The 14,175-nt window shown below is 48.4% G+C and carries 15 protein-coding genes; 11 read left to right on the top strand and 4 right to left on the bottom strand.

Annotated elements, in window-relative coordinates:
* Positions 1 to 81 precede the first annotated feature (81 nt).
* Genes HZB61_02905 through HZB61_02895 form a run of 3 tightly spaced genes read left to right on the top strand, consistent with a single transcriptional unit; the run spans position 82 to position 3,084 of the window.
* Complete coding sequence (locus HZB61_02905; GenBank protein ID MBI5055553.1) at positions 82 to 561, top strand: NAD(P)H-dependent oxidoreductase subunit E; 480 nt, start codon at positions 82 to 84, stop codon at positions 559 to 561.
* The gene (gene nuoF / locus HZB61_02900; protein ID MBI5055552.1) at positions 561 to 1,811 is read left to right on the top strand and encodes an NADH-quinone oxidoreductase subunit NuoF; all 1,251 of its coding nucleotides are present in this window, start codon (positions 561 to 563) and stop codon (positions 1,809 to 1,811) included. Before HZB61_02905 ends, nuoF begins: the two co-directional genes overlap by 1 nt.
* A 52-nt stretch (positions 1,812 to 1,863) precedes the next feature.
* Positions 1,864 to 3,084, top strand: a complete 1,221-nt coding sequence (locus HZB61_02895; protein ID MBI5055551.1) for an SAM-dependent methyltransferase — start codon at positions 1,864 to 1,866, stop codon at positions 3,082 to 3,084.
* A gap of 243 nt (positions 3,085 to 3,327) precedes the next feature.
* On the opposite strand, the gene HZB61_02890 is transcribed toward HZB61_02895, so the two are convergent.
* Both HZB61_02890 and glyQ read right to left on the bottom strand, forming a co-directional pair.
* Positions 3,328 to 5,406 (bottom strand): glycine--tRNA ligase subunit beta, encoded by a 2,079-nt coding sequence (locus HZB61_02890; protein MBI5055550.1) that lies wholly within the window; start codon positions 5,404 to 5,406, stop codon positions 3,328 to 3,330.
* Positions 5,407 to 5,433: 27 nt separating this feature from the next.
* Positions 5,434 to 6,306 carry a glycine--tRNA ligase subunit alpha gene (glyQ, locus tag HZB61_02885; GenBank protein ID MBI5055549.1) on the bottom strand — a complete coding sequence of 291 codons (873 nt, stop codon included), beginning with the start codon at positions 6,304 to 6,306 and terminating at the stop codon, positions 5,434 to 5,436.
* Between the two features lie 210 nt (positions 6,307 to 6,516).
* Between glyQ and HZB61_02880 the strand changes: the two genes are divergently transcribed.
* The 8 genes from HZB61_02880 to HZB61_02845 all read left to right on the top strand — a co-directional run bounded on the left by HZB61_02880 (position 6,517) and on the right by HZB61_02845 (position 12,662).
* Positions 6,517 to 7,305 carry an ABC transporter permease gene (locus HZB61_02880; protein MBI5055548.1) on the top strand — a complete coding sequence of 263 codons (789 nt, stop codon included), beginning with the start codon at positions 6,517 to 6,519 and terminating at the stop codon, positions 7,303 to 7,305.
* Positions 7,302 to 8,078 (top strand): ATP-binding cassette domain-containing protein, encoded by a 777-nt coding sequence (locus HZB61_02875; GenBank protein MBI5055547.1) that lies wholly within the window; start codon positions 7,302 to 7,304, stop codon positions 8,076 to 8,078. The genes HZB61_02880 and HZB61_02875 overlap by 4 nt, the downstream gene beginning before the upstream one ends.
* Positions 8,075 to 8,521 (top strand): outer membrane lipid asymmetry maintenance protein MlaD, encoded by a 447-nt coding sequence (gene mlaD, locus HZB61_02870; GenBank protein ID MBI5055546.1) that lies wholly within the window; start codon positions 8,075 to 8,077, stop codon positions 8,519 to 8,521. Before HZB61_02875 ends, mlaD begins: the two co-directional genes overlap by 4 nt.
* Positions 8,518 to 9,900, top strand: coding sequence for a TolC family protein (locus HZB61_02865; protein ID MBI5055545.1), 1,383 nt, complete (start codon positions 8,518 to 8,520; stop codon positions 9,898 to 9,900). Before mlaD ends, HZB61_02865 begins: the two co-directional genes overlap by 4 nt.
* 3 nt (positions 9,901 to 9,903) lie before the next feature.
* Positions 9,904 to 10,551 carry an ABC transporter substrate-binding protein gene (locus tag HZB61_02860; protein MBI5055544.1) on the top strand — a complete coding sequence of 216 codons (648 nt, stop codon included), beginning with the start codon at positions 9,904 to 9,906 and terminating at the stop codon, positions 10,549 to 10,551.
* Between the two features lies 1 nt (position 10,552).
* Complete coding sequence (locus HZB61_02855) at positions 10,553 to 11,023, top strand: cyclic nucleotide-binding domain-containing protein (protein MBI5055543.1); 471 nt, start codon at positions 10,553 to 10,555, stop codon at positions 11,021 to 11,023.
* 43 nt (positions 11,024 to 11,066) lie between these two features.
* Positions 11,067 to 11,954 (top strand): NmrA family NAD(P)-binding protein, encoded by an 888-nt coding sequence (locus HZB61_02850; protein MBI5055542.1) that lies wholly within the window; start codon positions 11,067 to 11,069, stop codon positions 11,952 to 11,954.
* Positions 11,955 to 12,110: 156 nt separating this feature from the next.
* Positions 12,111 to 12,662, top strand: coding sequence for a type I restriction enzyme HsdR N-terminal domain-containing protein (locus HZB61_02845; GenBank protein ID MBI5055541.1), 552 nt, complete (start codon positions 12,111 to 12,113; stop codon positions 12,660 to 12,662).
* A gap of 193 nt (positions 12,663 to 12,855) precedes the next feature.
* Here HZB61_02845 and HZB61_02840 read toward each other — a convergent pair whose 3' ends face one another.
* Positions 12,856 to 13,365, bottom strand: coding sequence for a hypothetical protein (locus HZB61_02840; GenBank protein MBI5055540.1), 510 nt, complete (start codon positions 13,363 to 13,365; stop codon positions 12,856 to 12,858).
* 131 nt (positions 13,366 to 13,496) lie between these two features.
* Positions 13,497 to 14,175 (bottom strand): putative metal-binding motif-containing protein (locus HZB61_02835; GenBank protein ID MBI5055539.1); only part of this gene is annotated, 679 nt, incomplete at its 5' end.

Here is a 14,175-nt window from a genome sequence, read left to right as displayed (position 1 = left end):
GATTTTTAAAAACTTTTTAATCTGTGTAATCTGCGGCTAAATTAATTGTCGTTCTCTGTGCCCTCTGTGGTTAATATTAAAATGGAAGACAAAACTAAAAGACTCATCATCAAATTAATACACAGGTTCCCGAAGAAGGAATCCGCCCTCCTTCCCGCGCTGTCGATGATACAGAAAAGGAACGGCCATATCACTGAACACGATCTGGAGGAGATAGCAAAGATAATGGACCTCCCTGAGGCGCGCGTATTCAGCGCTGCAAGTTTTTACACCATGCTCAGTTTAAAGCGTATCGGCAAGTATCATATCCAGGTCTGCACAAATGTTGTGTGCTCCCTGCTTAAAGGTGAATCGCTCCTGAAGCATCTCTCTGAAAAACTGGGGGTCCAGGAAGGAGAGATAACGCAGGACGGCCTGTTCAGCATCGCATCCGTCGAGTGTCTCGGTTCATGCGGCAATGCGCCTGCAATACAGATCAACATGGACCACTACGAAGATATGAGCATTGAGAAAGTTGACGCAATGATTGAAGACATAAAGAAAATGGAATGGCAGGATTGATGGATAATATTCTTTTAGCAAAAACCGGAATTGTTGACCTGCATTCAATAAAGAAATACACCGCCCACGGCGGGTACGGGGCGCTTAAAAAAGCCCTTTCAATGCCGCCTGAGAATGTTGCTTCAATTGTCACTGAGTCAGGGCTCAGGGGCAGGGGCGGCGCGGGTTTCCCTGCCGGTATGAAGTGGAAATTCCTCCCAGCCGACAGGACAAAGATAAGACACCTCATCTGCAATGCTGACGAAGGAGAGCCCGGCACCTTCAAAGACCGGCAGATCATGGAATTTGATCCGCATCTTTTGATCGAGGGAATGACCATCGCCGCCTACGCAATCGGGGCGCTGCACGGCTTCATCTACATACGGGGCGAATACGACTGGATAGCAAAGGTGCTCGTCCGCGCGATCAAAGAGGCCGAGGACAACGGTTACAGCGGGACAAATATACTCGGCTCCGGTTTTCAATTCTGCATAGACGTCTTCAGGGGCGCTGGCTCGTATATATGCGGTGAAGAAACTTCTCTTATGGAATCAATAGAGGGAAAAGCCGGAAGGCCGAGGTTGAAACCGCCCTTCCCGGCCACAGCCGGGCTTTACTGCGAACCGACTGTCATACACAATGTTTCAACACTGGCATTCATCCCGTTCATTATTGAGAACGGCCCCGACGCCTTCAGGGCTTTCGGAAAGCCAAGGAGCTACGGGACCAATCTCTTCGGCATATGCGGTCATGTCAATAAACCCGGCATCTACGAATATCCTTTGGGCACTCAGTTGAGAAAACTGATATATGAAGTTGCAGGCGGTGTCAGAGACGGCAAACGCCTGAAGGCGGTCATTCCCGGCGGGCTTTCCGCGCCGATCCTCAGGGCTGATGAGATAGATGTTGATATGGATTTTGAATCCCTCGTATCAGCAGGTTCAATATTCGGGACCGGAGGGATCATCGTGCTTGATGAAGACGTCTCCATCCCTTTTGTCGCGCAGAAGACGGCAAAGTTTTATGCCCATGAATCATGCGGGCAGTGCACCCCCTGCCGGGAGGGGACTAACATGATCAAATTTTTCATAGACCGGTTAGTCGCCGGCAAAGGCACATCAACCGATATTGATCAGATACTGCGGTTATGCCGCTACATAAAAGGCTCCACGATCTGCGCCCTCGGCGACGCTGCCGCCATGTCCCTTGAGACCATGGTGAAGAAGTTCAGAGGAGAGTTCGAAGCCCTTCTGAAAAAAGAACAACCCTAAACGAGTAACCATCACTACCTGCTTTTATTCCAATTACGTTATACTTTTTACCATGGATCCCCTTGAAGAAAAGATCATCGAGAGAATCAGGCGGGAAGGCCCTATCACGTTTGAGGCCTTCATGGACATGGCGCTCTACTATCCCGGTCTTGGATATTATTCATCAAATAAAACCGCGATAGGAAGGGCAGGCGACTTTTACACCAGCCCGCATCTGCACCCGATATTCGGGGCGATGATCGCAAAACAATTCATGGAGATGTGGATGGTGATGGGCAAGCCGTCTGTATTTCACGCGGTGGAAATCGGCGCTGGAGCAGGATATCTCTGCAAAGACATCCTTGATTATCTGCAAAGATCATCACTGGATGATAAAGATGATTTTCTGAAAGCATTGCGGTATGTGATCGTTGAACCGTACGCGCATTTCGAGGAAAAGCAGAGGGAATTGATAGGCGAATATTTTAAACATTTTTCCACGCATTGTAGGGGCGGGTTTGAAACCCGCCCCTACGAAAACAAGAAAAAGATCGCAGGTACGGACCCTGAATTAATAACATGGGTCAAGTCGTTGAAGGAATTTAATGGACAAATCACCGGCTGTATCTTTTCCAATGAACTGCTCGACGCCTTCCCTGTTCACCTCGTTGAGATGGGAGAAGATTTAAATGAAATCTACATTGATTTTGATGGAGAAAATATTGTAGAGATACGGGATAAAGTCAGCTCTCCGAAACTAACAGATTATTTCAAAGAGTTTTCGATTAACATTCAGCCGGGCTACAGGACCGAGATAAATTTGAAAATCAGAGATTGGCTTAAAGAAGTTAGCGCAGTGTTGTCAAATGGCTTTCTCTTGACGATTGACTATGGATACTCCACGAAAGAATATTACAGTGAAGAGAGGACAAAAGGCACCCTGCTCTGCTATCACAAACATCAGGTCAATGAAAACCCGTATCAGAATGTTGGGGAACAGGACATAACTGCGCACGTTAATTTTTCCTCTTTGAAAAAATGGGGCGAAGCACTCGGCCTGAAAACCACCGGCTACTGCCAGCAGGGGATCTTTCTCATTGCGTCAGGCATTGATGAAGTCATCACTGAACTTTACGCGGACAGCCCCGATTACGAATTTGAAACGGCAAAGATCAAAGGCCTGATATTCCCGCAGGGCATGGGCGAGACCCATAATGTGATGGTCCAATATAAAGGTGAAGGTTCGCCGGAGCTGCGAGGGTTTTCGATAAGGGACCAGAAGGAGAATATTTAACTCTATGCTGAGAATTTGTCCCGTATCTCTTTGAAAACTTCTTCTCCTGAAATTGTTTTAACTTTGCCTGTCCTGATGTCTTCAGCTCTTTTTTTCTGCTTCTGCCGCCCATATTTCATCAATCTCTTTTGTTGTTGGATTCAGGCTCTCAAGCAGTTTGTTAACTATTAACGCGCTGATATCTGCAGGCAACGATATAGCCTCGGAAATAAGTTCATCTGTGGGACGCTGCAGGACAGGCCTCTACTCCACTATTTTTGAAAAATCGGCGAGGTAATCGAAAATATTCCTGACCGAGAGCAGTAAGGCGAGCCTGTTGTTCTTTATCCTCTCGTCTTTGTCCATGACAAGCACGCTGTCGAAAAAAGTATTGATGGGTTTTTCAAACTCGAACAGGCTGTTAAGGTCCTGTCCCGCAATTTTATCTCTGACCCTTCCGGCAGTATTGAACAGGTCCTTCTCTGAAGGCTCATTTAATAAAGTTTCATTTACCTCTCCCGGTTTGACCTTGGCAAGAATATTGTAGACCCTCTTTGCCGCCATAAGGAGAGCAGGAAACGCCGGGTCCTTTTTTAAATCCGAGAGGGCTTCGATCCTGTATTTTAAATCTTTCATGTTCAGGTTCTTCACCGCAAGGGCCGCGTTGACTATGTCATAGCTATGGCCCTGCGACAACAAAATCCCTTCGAGCCTTTGACTGAAGAATTGCAATATCTGTTCGGACAACGCCCCTTTCCTCTCCGGGGAAACCGGAAGGTTTTCAAGCGCCCTGTCTACAAGAATATCAATTGTCAGGGGACAATATTTATTCTGCAAAATATTTATTGTCCCCGCTGCCTGACGTCTCAATGCATAAGGGTCTTCGGAGCCGGATGGAACCAGCCCAAGATAAAAAAATGATGCGATGTTGTCAACCTTATCCGCAAGAGAGATTATGGTTCCCATTTCTCCGGCAGGCAGGGCCCCGCCTGCTGATTTCGGCAGATAGTGTTCGTATATCGCATCCGCTATTTCATTGCCTTCGCCGGAATGAACAGCATATATCATCCCCATGTAGCCTTGCAGTTCAGGGAACTCTCTCACGATCCCGGTGACGAGGTCTGCCTTTGAAAGCATCGCGGCCCGCAGAAGTTTTTCTTTCTGCTGGAAATTAAGCCTGTCCGAAATGAAAGAGCATAAAGTTTTGACCCTCTCAACCTTATCGTAAAGGGTCCCGAGTTTTTCCTGGAAGGTGACCTTCTTTAACTTTTCTATGTAATCCCACAAAGGTTTTTCCCTGTCTTCAATAAAGTAGAACCTCGCATCCTCAAGCCTTGCGCGGAGCACGCGCTCGGCGCCTTTCCTTACGATGTCATTGTTCTCTGGTCTTGTGTTGCTCACAACGATGTAATTCGGAAGGATGCGCCCCTGCATGTCTTCAGTTGAAAAATATTTCTGGTGCGTCCTCATGACCGTTATGAGAAGCTCTTTGGGCAGCTCAAGATATTTGTCTTCAAAGCTTCCAAGGACCGGGGTCGGATGCTCCACAAGAAAGGTCACAAGCTCCAGCAGTTCCTCATCTTCATGCACCCTGATATTTTTTTCGGACTCGATCTTTTTTATGCCTTCGGAAATAACCCTCTTTCTCTCAACATGGTCCGCTGTTACGCCGCCCTTTGAAAGAAGGGACAGGTATTCGGAAGGGTCTTTTATCCTGATCGCCTCATGCGACAGGAACCTGTGGCCGTATGTAATGTCGCCGCTCTTGGTCCCGTCAAGATCAAACGGGACCACATCGCCTCCAAGCATTGCGGCTATCCATCGGATCGGCCTGAAAAATCTCAGGGAGCCGTCACCCCACCTCATTGTCTTTGGGAGCTGTAATGATGAAATGAGTTTGGGCAATGCTTCACTCAGGACTTCCTTTGTCGCCCTGCCTTTTTCCTCAATAGTGGCCGCGATATATTCCCCGCGCTCTGTCTGAACTATCCTGAGTTTATCAACACTGATATTCAGCGATCGGACAAAGCCGATTGCCGCCTTTGCCGGATTGCCCTTGTCGTCAAACGCGACTTTCTTTGGAGGGCCGAGGGTCTCAGTTGTCCTGTCTTTCTGCATCTCCGAAACATTTTCAATGTATATCGTCAGCCTTCTTGGAGTGCAGTATTCAGAGATTGTCCCGTATTCGATTGAAGCGTTATTCAGAAACTGAACAAGCGCATCTTTCAATATCGCCAGCCCTCTCGGGACAAACCGGGCGGGTATCTCTTCGCTTCCGATTTCCAGAAGCAGTGACGAGTGGCGAGTGGCGAGTGACGAGTTGTTTTTATTCGATTGGTCCATTAGTTTTTAACTTTCAACTTTTAACTCTTAACTTTTCTTTAACAGCGGGAAACCCATTTCCTCCCGCAGTTTTAAATATCCCTCAGCGCATTTCCTTGCAAGGTTTCTCACCCGTGCTATGTACGCGGTCCTCTCTGTCACGCTTATCGCCCCGCGCGCATCCAGCATGTTGAAGCTGTGCGAGCATTTCAGGCAGAAATCATAAGCGGGCAGCACGAGTCCTTTTTTCAGCAGGGCGAGTGATTCTTTCTCAAATTTTTCAAAAAGCAGGAAATGCAGGCCTGCGTCTGATTCGTCAAAATTGTATTTCGAGAACTCAACCTCCGACTCATGATGGACGTCGCCGTATGTTATGTCCTTATTCCATTTCAGGTTATAGACATTGTCTACCTCCTGCAGGTACATTGCAATGCGCTCAACGCCGTAAGTGAGCTCTACCGACACCGGTTTTAATTCAATGCCGCCTACCTGCTGGAAATAGGTGAACTGCGTTATCTCCATCCCGTCAAGCCAGACCTCCCAGCCGAGCCCCCAGGCCCCGAGCGTGGGCGATTCCCAGTCGTCTTCGACAAAGCGTATGTCGTGCTTGAGGAGGTCGATGCTTATCGCTGAAAGACTTTTCAGATAAAGCTCCTGGGTGTCGGGCGGAGAGGGTTTCATTATCACCTGATACTGGTAGTAATGCTGAAGCCTGTTTGGGTTCTCCCCGTACCGGCCGTCAGTGGGACGTCTTGAAGGCTCAACATAAGCGGCCTTCCACGGCTCCGGCCCGAGCACACGGAAAAACGTAGCGGGATTGAACGTGCCCGCGCCGACTTCGATATCGTAAGGCTGGTGGATCACGCAGCCTTTATTTCCCCAGAATTCATGCAGCTTTAAGATCAGGTCCTGTAAATACATAGGCTAAAATCTTAAAAGGAAGCATGTGACTTTGTCAAACCTGTAACCAGCGTTGAATGTCTTGAACTCTCAGACATTTTGTGATAATAGTGTCTTAGATAATGTCGCCGGTCCTATTACATCAGAAGGACATAATTTATTACATGCACGAATACTCAGGAACAAATATTATACTGCTAAGCCTTATATGGTTTTGCTATGGAGAATGGGATGCCCGGTTTTTTTGAGAAGCTTGGCGGCAATGCGCTGTATTATGTCAATCAGACAGGCAGGATGGGGGTATTTCTTTTTTACTCAGTCATCAATATCCTGAAACCTCCGTACAAGATCTCCCCTGCCGTCAAGCAAATATATGTCATAGGCACGCTCTCAATATTCGTCATCATCTTCACAGGCGCTTTTACAGGGATGGTGCTTGGCCTGCAAGGCTATCATACGCTGAGGAAATTCGGGGCCGAGGGGCTTCTCGGCTCCGTTGTCGCGCTCAGTCTTATCAGGGAATTAGGTCCGGTGCTCGCGGCGCTTATGGTGACCGGGCGCGCGGGTTCCGCCATCTGCGCTGAAATAGGGATCATGCGCATCTCTGAGCAGATCGACGCCCTGGAATGTATGGCGATTGACCCGCATAAATACATTGTGGCCCCGAAATTCATCGCAGGGATAATCTCCATGCCGCTGCTGACCTCCATCTTTGATGTAGTCGGCATTCTTGGCGGTTATGTCGTGGGGGTCAAACTCATGGGGGGCGATGAAGGAGCGTATTTTTCAAGCATGTATAAAGACGTCGAGTTTCAGGACGTTTATATGGGGTTTATAAAAGCGGTCTGTTTCGGTTTCCTGATCATATTGATTACGGCTTCAAAAGGCTTTTATGTACATCTGGAAAAAGGAGGAGGCTTCGGCGCTGAGGGGGTCAGTTACGCGACTACCAGCGCGGTGGTCATGGCGTCGGTAACGATCTTGCTGTTTGATTATTTTCTGACGTCGGTGCTTTTATGAATACACAGCCGGTGATCGAGTTGATCGATGTCTGGAAATCATTCGACTCCCAGCATGTTTTAAAGGGGGTCAATCTCTCCGTCACAGAGGGCAGGACCACTGTTATTGTAGGGGCAAGCGGACAGGGAAAGAGCCTTATCGTCAGGCACATCCTCGGGCTTATTAAACCGGACAAAGGAAAGGTGCTGTTTCGCGGGAAGGAAATTACCGGGGTCAGCAAAAAAGAACTCATGGAGATCAGGATGAATTTCGGCGTGCTCTTTCAGAATGCTGCGCTCTTTGATTCAATGACAGTATATGACAACGTGGCGCTCCCCCTGAGAGAGCGCACAAAAAAGACAGAAGCGGAGGTCGGAAAGATCGTGCATGAAAAACTCGCTATTATGGACCTTGAAGGAGAGGATGACAAGTACCCTGCCCAGCTCAGCGGCGGCATGAGAAAGAGAGTCGGGCTTGCGCGCGCCCTCGTGCTGGACCCGAAGATAATTTTTTTTGACGAACCGACGACCGGCCTTGACGCCGCGAAGAGCAGGGAGCTATACCGCGTATTTTTTAAAACACAGGCGAGGCTGGGATATACTGCGGTCATCGTAAGCCATGACGTTCCCAAGGTGCTGAAGCTGGCTGATTACGTGGCCCTCCTGCATGATGGCGTCATACAGGACGTGCTCACGCCGGAGGAATTTCAGCTCTCGCGGGAGCCGGTCATCAGGGAATATGTTGAGACAACTATGGGACCTCTTTATTCAAGCAAAATGGAGGATGCAATATGAAGAAGATCAATATTGAAACAGGCGTGGGGATTTTTATCGTTCTCGGACTTTTATGCCTCGCCTATGTTTCAGTGAAATTAGGAGACGTTCAATTGTTCGGCACAAAGCAATATATTCTCAAAGCGCGCTTCGCAAACATATCCGGCCTTAAGGAAGGAGCTGTAGTGGAGATCGCAGGCGTTACAGTAGGGAAGGTCGGCAAAGTTCACCTTAATAATTATGAGGCCCTCGTGGACCTGTTCATTGACCCGGAGGTGAAACTTCAGGAAGACTCGATAGCCTCGGTAAGGACCCAGGGCATTATCGGAGACAAGTTCGTCAGGATCAAGCCCGGCGGCTCCGAAAAATATTTAAAGCCGGGCGGGGATGTCCTTGAAACCGAGTCCGCGATAGAATTGGAAGAACTGATCAGCAAGTATATCTTTGAGAAAGAGAATAAGTGAAGATAATCAAGATGAAAAAATTCAGTTTCATTATCTTATGGTTACACCTTGTATTTATTTCTCATGAAGCCTTTTCTCAGGAGGCGCGGGTCTATTCTCTTGATGAATGCATCAGCGCGGCCTTGAGATTCAGCCCTCAGGTCAAAGGGCAGCAGCAGGAGGTTGAAATAGCAAGAACCAGACTGCAAGAGGCGGACGGCTACCGGTTCCCCCAGATTGAGGTCATGACGTTATTCGGCCCGTCACCCAAGGCACGGGGCGACCAGATCAATTCCGATTACAGAAATGACCGGATCGAAGGGCTGGGGGTTTTCGGCAGCGCTGATATAAAGGTGGTGCAGCCCATCTACACCTTCGGAAAAATCACAGAGGCAAAGAATGCGGCTTCACACGGGATCATGGTTGAAGAATCAAAGGTGAAGCAAAAGGCGACCGATGTGGCCCTTGAGATAAAGCAATACTACTACGGGCATCTCGCCGCGCTGGAAACTAAAAAATTGGTTGACGAAATTCAGGGCTATCTTGATTCGACCATAGAAAAGACAAGAAAACTTATTGACTCGGAATCAGGGCGCGCCACTGAACTGGACCTTAACAAGCTTGAGACTTACCAGGGCCTGCTTGCAAAATACAGGGGGGAAGCGGAAAAGAACATCATCCTTAGCAAGGACGCGCTGCGCACCTTTATGGGCCTGGACGGCAATGCCGTATTCAGCCTGAAGGACGAGGCCCTGAAACCTGTTGACGCCGATGTCAGGGAAATGGATTTCTATTCGGCAAAGAGCAGAGAGTTAAGGCCCGAGTTCGCCCAGCTCAGGGAAGGCTTAAAGGCAAAAGAGTCCCTGCTCAATATGGCGCGAGCTGATTATTATCCCAAAATATTCGCCGCCGCGTTCTATTCATATTCGGACGCCACTGAAAGGGACCGGGTGACTAACCCGTGGATCTATGACTACTTCAGGCATCAGGCCGGAGGGGCAGCGCTGGGGATGAAATGGAATTTTGATTTCGGCATAACCGGCTCGCAGGTGCACCGGGCACGGGCGGATTACCTGAAGCTTCAAAGCCTGCATGAATACGCCTCTGCCGGGATCCCGCTGCAGGTTGAAAAATCTTACAGGGAAATGATGGAGGCAAAAAACAGCATTGAAGCCACAGGGAAGGCCTTCGAGTCTGCGCGTAAGTGGATGATCGGCTCTGTGATGAATTATGATATGGGAATAGGCGAAGTCAGGGACGCCGCTGACGCGATAGCGGCGTACGGCAATATGAAGGGGGAATATATTAAATCCGTCTACAACTTCAATATGAGCTATGCCAATGTGCTGCAGGCCTCCGGGCTGGCGGGCGAGGAAATTTCTTATGCAGAGGAAAGATAGATCATGAAGACTATAAAAATACTTTTGCTTGTCACTGCGTTTTCAATCCTGAGCTTCCGCGTACCCGTCATGGCAGTTAACACCCCGGCAGAATCCGTTAAGTCCACCGTTGACGCCGTCATCGATACATTGAAAGACAAGGGCCTCTCCGCCCCGGACAGGAAACAGGAAAGAAGGGCAAGGATAAAGGCGTTGATCAACGACCGTTTTGATTTTGAAGAGATGTCCCGGCGCTCCCTGGCAAGGCACTGGAGCGAAAGGACTGCGGAAGAAAAGAAAGAGTTCGTCAGCCTTTTCTCTGAACTTCTGAGGTCCTCTTACATAGGGAAAATAGAATCATACACTGACGAAAAGATCACATACGACAAAGAGACCTTAAAAGGTGACGGCAAGTATGCTGAAGTCGACACCACCATTGTCACAAAAAACGTCTCCATCCCGATCGAATACAGGCTTATGCTGAAAGGGGACAAATGGTGGGTCTACGATGTAGTGATAGAAGGGGTCAGTTTCATCAGCACCTACAGGAGCCAGTACAACCAGATCATCGTCAATGAATCTTATAACGGACTGCTCAGGAAAATGAAGAGTAAACTCGAGGAGATAAACATCCTCGAAGATAGAGCGCCTGCGGTGAGGGAAAAGAGCTGAAATGGGCACAGGATTAAAAGAACTCATTTACTCATGCAGGGACGAGCTGATCCTTTTCCATTTACTCAATGATGATGAAATGGAAAAAGTCATCCCTTTTCTTGAAGCGGCCGGCTACCCGAAGGACGCGACTGTGTTTAATGAAGGCGACCCCGGAGGCTTTATAGGGTTTATTGTCTACGGCCGCCTGGAAGTTAAAAAGCAGACTGAATTTAAAGACAGGCAGATCGTGATTGCAATTTTAGGCAAGGGGTCTTTTGTCGGAGAGCTTTCCCTGATCGATCCGAAACAGCCGCGCTCGACCACTGTAGTTGCCCTTGAGAATTCGGAATTGATAGTCCTCCGGCATCAGTCATTGGAAACGATCATAAAGGAACATCCCTATATCGCGATAAAAATATTGCAGGGGCTGAACCAGATCATTTCGATACGTTTACGCAAGGTGGTTGAAAGGCTTGCTGTGGTTTTTTAAAGGAGATTACTTTGAACTCTAAAAATCAGAAAGGAGATGTATCATGTTTGTTATAACAGGAGCTACGGGAAACATAGGCAGTAAACTGGTTGACGATCTGCACTCACGGGGGCACAAGGTCAGGGCGGTTGGAAGGAGTAAGGACAGGCTGCAGAGATTCATTGATAAAGGAGCTGAGGCAGCGGCCGGAGATCTGGCGGACAGCGGATTTCTGGCGAAGGCCTTTTCAAATGCCGACGCGGTCTTTGCGATGATACCTCCCAATTATGCGGTCAAAGATTTCCGCGCCTATCAGAACGAGATCGGGGCGAGTACAGCGGAGGCGATCAGAAAGTCCGGCGTGAAACACGTCGTTAATTTGAGCAGCCAGGGGGCAAACCTGCCTGATAGAACCGGCCCCATTAAAGGCCTGCATGACCAGGAAGAACGCCTGAACAAACTCGACAATGTAAATGTGCTTCATGTGCGTCCGACGTATTTCATGGAGAACCTGTTGATGTATGTTCCCATGATAAAAAATATGGACATGGCAGGCTCCGCCGTCAGCGGCGGCGTTAAGTTTGCAATGATAGCCACAAAGGATATCGCAAAATTTATCGCGGAGCGTCTTGTGAAGAGGGACTTCTCCGGCAAATCCGTCAGGGACATCCTCGGACAGAGGGACGTCTCAATGAATGAAGCCATTCAGATATTCGGGAAGAAGATAAACAAACCCGGCTTGAAGTATGTGCAGTTTTCCTATGAAGACGCGGAAAAGGGGCTGATCGGCGCGGGGTTGAGCGAAGATCTGAGCAGGTTGTATGTAGAGATGAGCAGGGCCTTGAACGAAGGCCTGTTCGCAGTTAACCTGACACGCACTCCGGAGAATACCACAGAAACATCCATTGAAGAATTCGCTGATGTCTTTGCGAAGATTTACTTGTCAGGGTAACTAATGGCATACTTTATATTATTGAATGGACATTTCAATTTGTCATTCCCGCAAGCAAAGCGCGTCGGGAATCCTTCCTGAAGAAAGATTCCGGGCAAGCCGGAATGACAGATAGCCTGACGGGTCCAGAGCGAAATAACTTAAAGCGGAGATAATATGAAGTATAAACTGCCTGAAGGATTTAATAACAAGGAAGAGGCGATCAATGCGCTCCTGAAAAAAGAGTTCGAGACCGCTGAATCCATGCTGGCTGCTGTACGCCACCTTATTGAAAGATTTCTTCTTGAGACAAAAGGTTACTCACGCGATGAGATAGAGGCCGCCTGTGAATTCGATGTCACAATCGACTGCGAGGCCGTTAGATCCACAGTGGACCTCGTCGTCTGCATGAACAGCAGGAAGCTTGTCTCAATTAAATGCGCCCCGGATTCACTCGTATCGCGGGAAAGACATGCCCTTGCCTGCGCAAGACTGCTCGATGCCTACCAGGTGCCGTTTGCAGTCGTAACGGACGGCTTTGACGCGATAGTGCTCGACACTGTTTCAGGAGATGTGATCGGCGATAGCATGAATGCCATCCCTTCCAAAAAGCATCTTGCCTCCGCGATCGCGCAGATCGAATTTATAAAACTCGATTCAAAGAGGGCCGAGAAGGAAAAAAGGATCGTCCGCGCGTTTGATTCGATCGGATGTTCGGGAAGTTTGTAACAACTCACCTCCCGCCTTTTATCTCATCAAGGGTCTAATAATTTGTGCACTCATATAGGCGTCATTCCCGTGCCTAAAGCACCTACTGTTGGCAATCTGTTGAGCGGGAATCCAGCAGTTATTAGTCAATGGATGCCCGATTAAGGACTTCGGGCATGACGGACAAACGCCGACGGTTTTTTGAGACTTTTAATTATCTTATTAAATAACGTCTCGCCGCCAGTGTTGCCCCGCCGACAAGAAAGAGAATGGAGCTTACAGGCTCAGGAGCAACAGGCGTAGTGCTGCCTGATGATAAAACACCGTTTCCTGTGCCGTCATCAAAATATGCGTCATAGGCAATATTCCCTGCCTTGTAATTAGTTGTAAATTTAAAACCGCCTAACGAGCTTCCGGCTGCTATTTCATCAGCAGGAGAAGTTGAAAAGGTATCCAGTAAATCTGTTTGGGCCGGAGCTGCCGAGGCCCACCCTGAGGGAAGCTGTAAATCTGTAACATCCGTCATCTGAGTAAACCAGAGGTCCACTGCAAACAAACTCTCGCCTGCAGTAGAGGTGTTTTGAAAAGTGTAATCATACTGCCATAGACCGCTTCCCAAATCCGTTTCGTTGTACCACAGATTTGCTCCTGTGCCTGCAAACGCCATTGATGAACATACAAACATACTCGCTGCAAGAATTGCTGCCGCTAAAAGTTTTCTCATTTTTAAATCCTCCTTAGTTTTCATTCCGTCCTCTTATTCCCCTCTATCAAGAGGGGTTAGGGGTGTGTTTCAACATCGGGCGAGGCGCCGCCTCGCCCCTACACTTATAACTCTCAACTCCCAACTCTTTTCTACTGTCCCGTTATATTAAATCCCCATCTCAATATAGCTCTTGTTCCGCCTGCCGACGGCTCTCTGAAATAAAGAGTCCCATCCGGCTTGCGGACCTCTATGCCCATCCCGTCAGGACTGCCGTCTGTTATTGTTGCTGTAAATGTATAACCTGCGATCCCGTTCATAGAGCCTGCGCCTGTTACACTTGCGGTGCCGCCTGTCGCTGATATGCCGGTAATCGATGTGCTTATCAGGCTGATCTTCTGACGGGTATAGGAATATTTTAGATTGCCTGCCGACAGATTTGAGTCGTTTACATTTACACTCATTGTTGCGCTGAAACCGGGCACCGGATAATTCATGCCGGAGCCTGAGACAACCGCAACAGGCGTTGCAGGATTGCAGTCATTGTCAATACCGTCATTAGGGATTTCAGTTACGCCGGGGTTGATAGCAGCGTTGCTATCATCGCAGTCTATATCGGATGAATAACCGTCACCATCTGAATCCGGGCAGGTTTTATTCATGTACATAATCGAAGCTGACCATGGAGCTGCATTATTACTCTTTAGATATACCACATGAAGCTCTCCGCTTGGACCAACCGCTATGGATGGATTGTCAGCCCATGACTGGTTATCGCTTTCAATAAGAGTAATTGGTACAGATGTGTTGTTCATATACTTTATCGAGTCG

The organism is Nitrospirota bacterium, from assembly GCA_016214845.1.
Taxonomy (GTDB): Bacteria; Nitrospirota; Thermodesulfovibrionia; order UBA6902; family UBA6902; genus SURF-23.
Note: the sequence above shows the minus strand (reverse complement) of the source record. Positions and strands in the feature narration are given on the sequence as shown.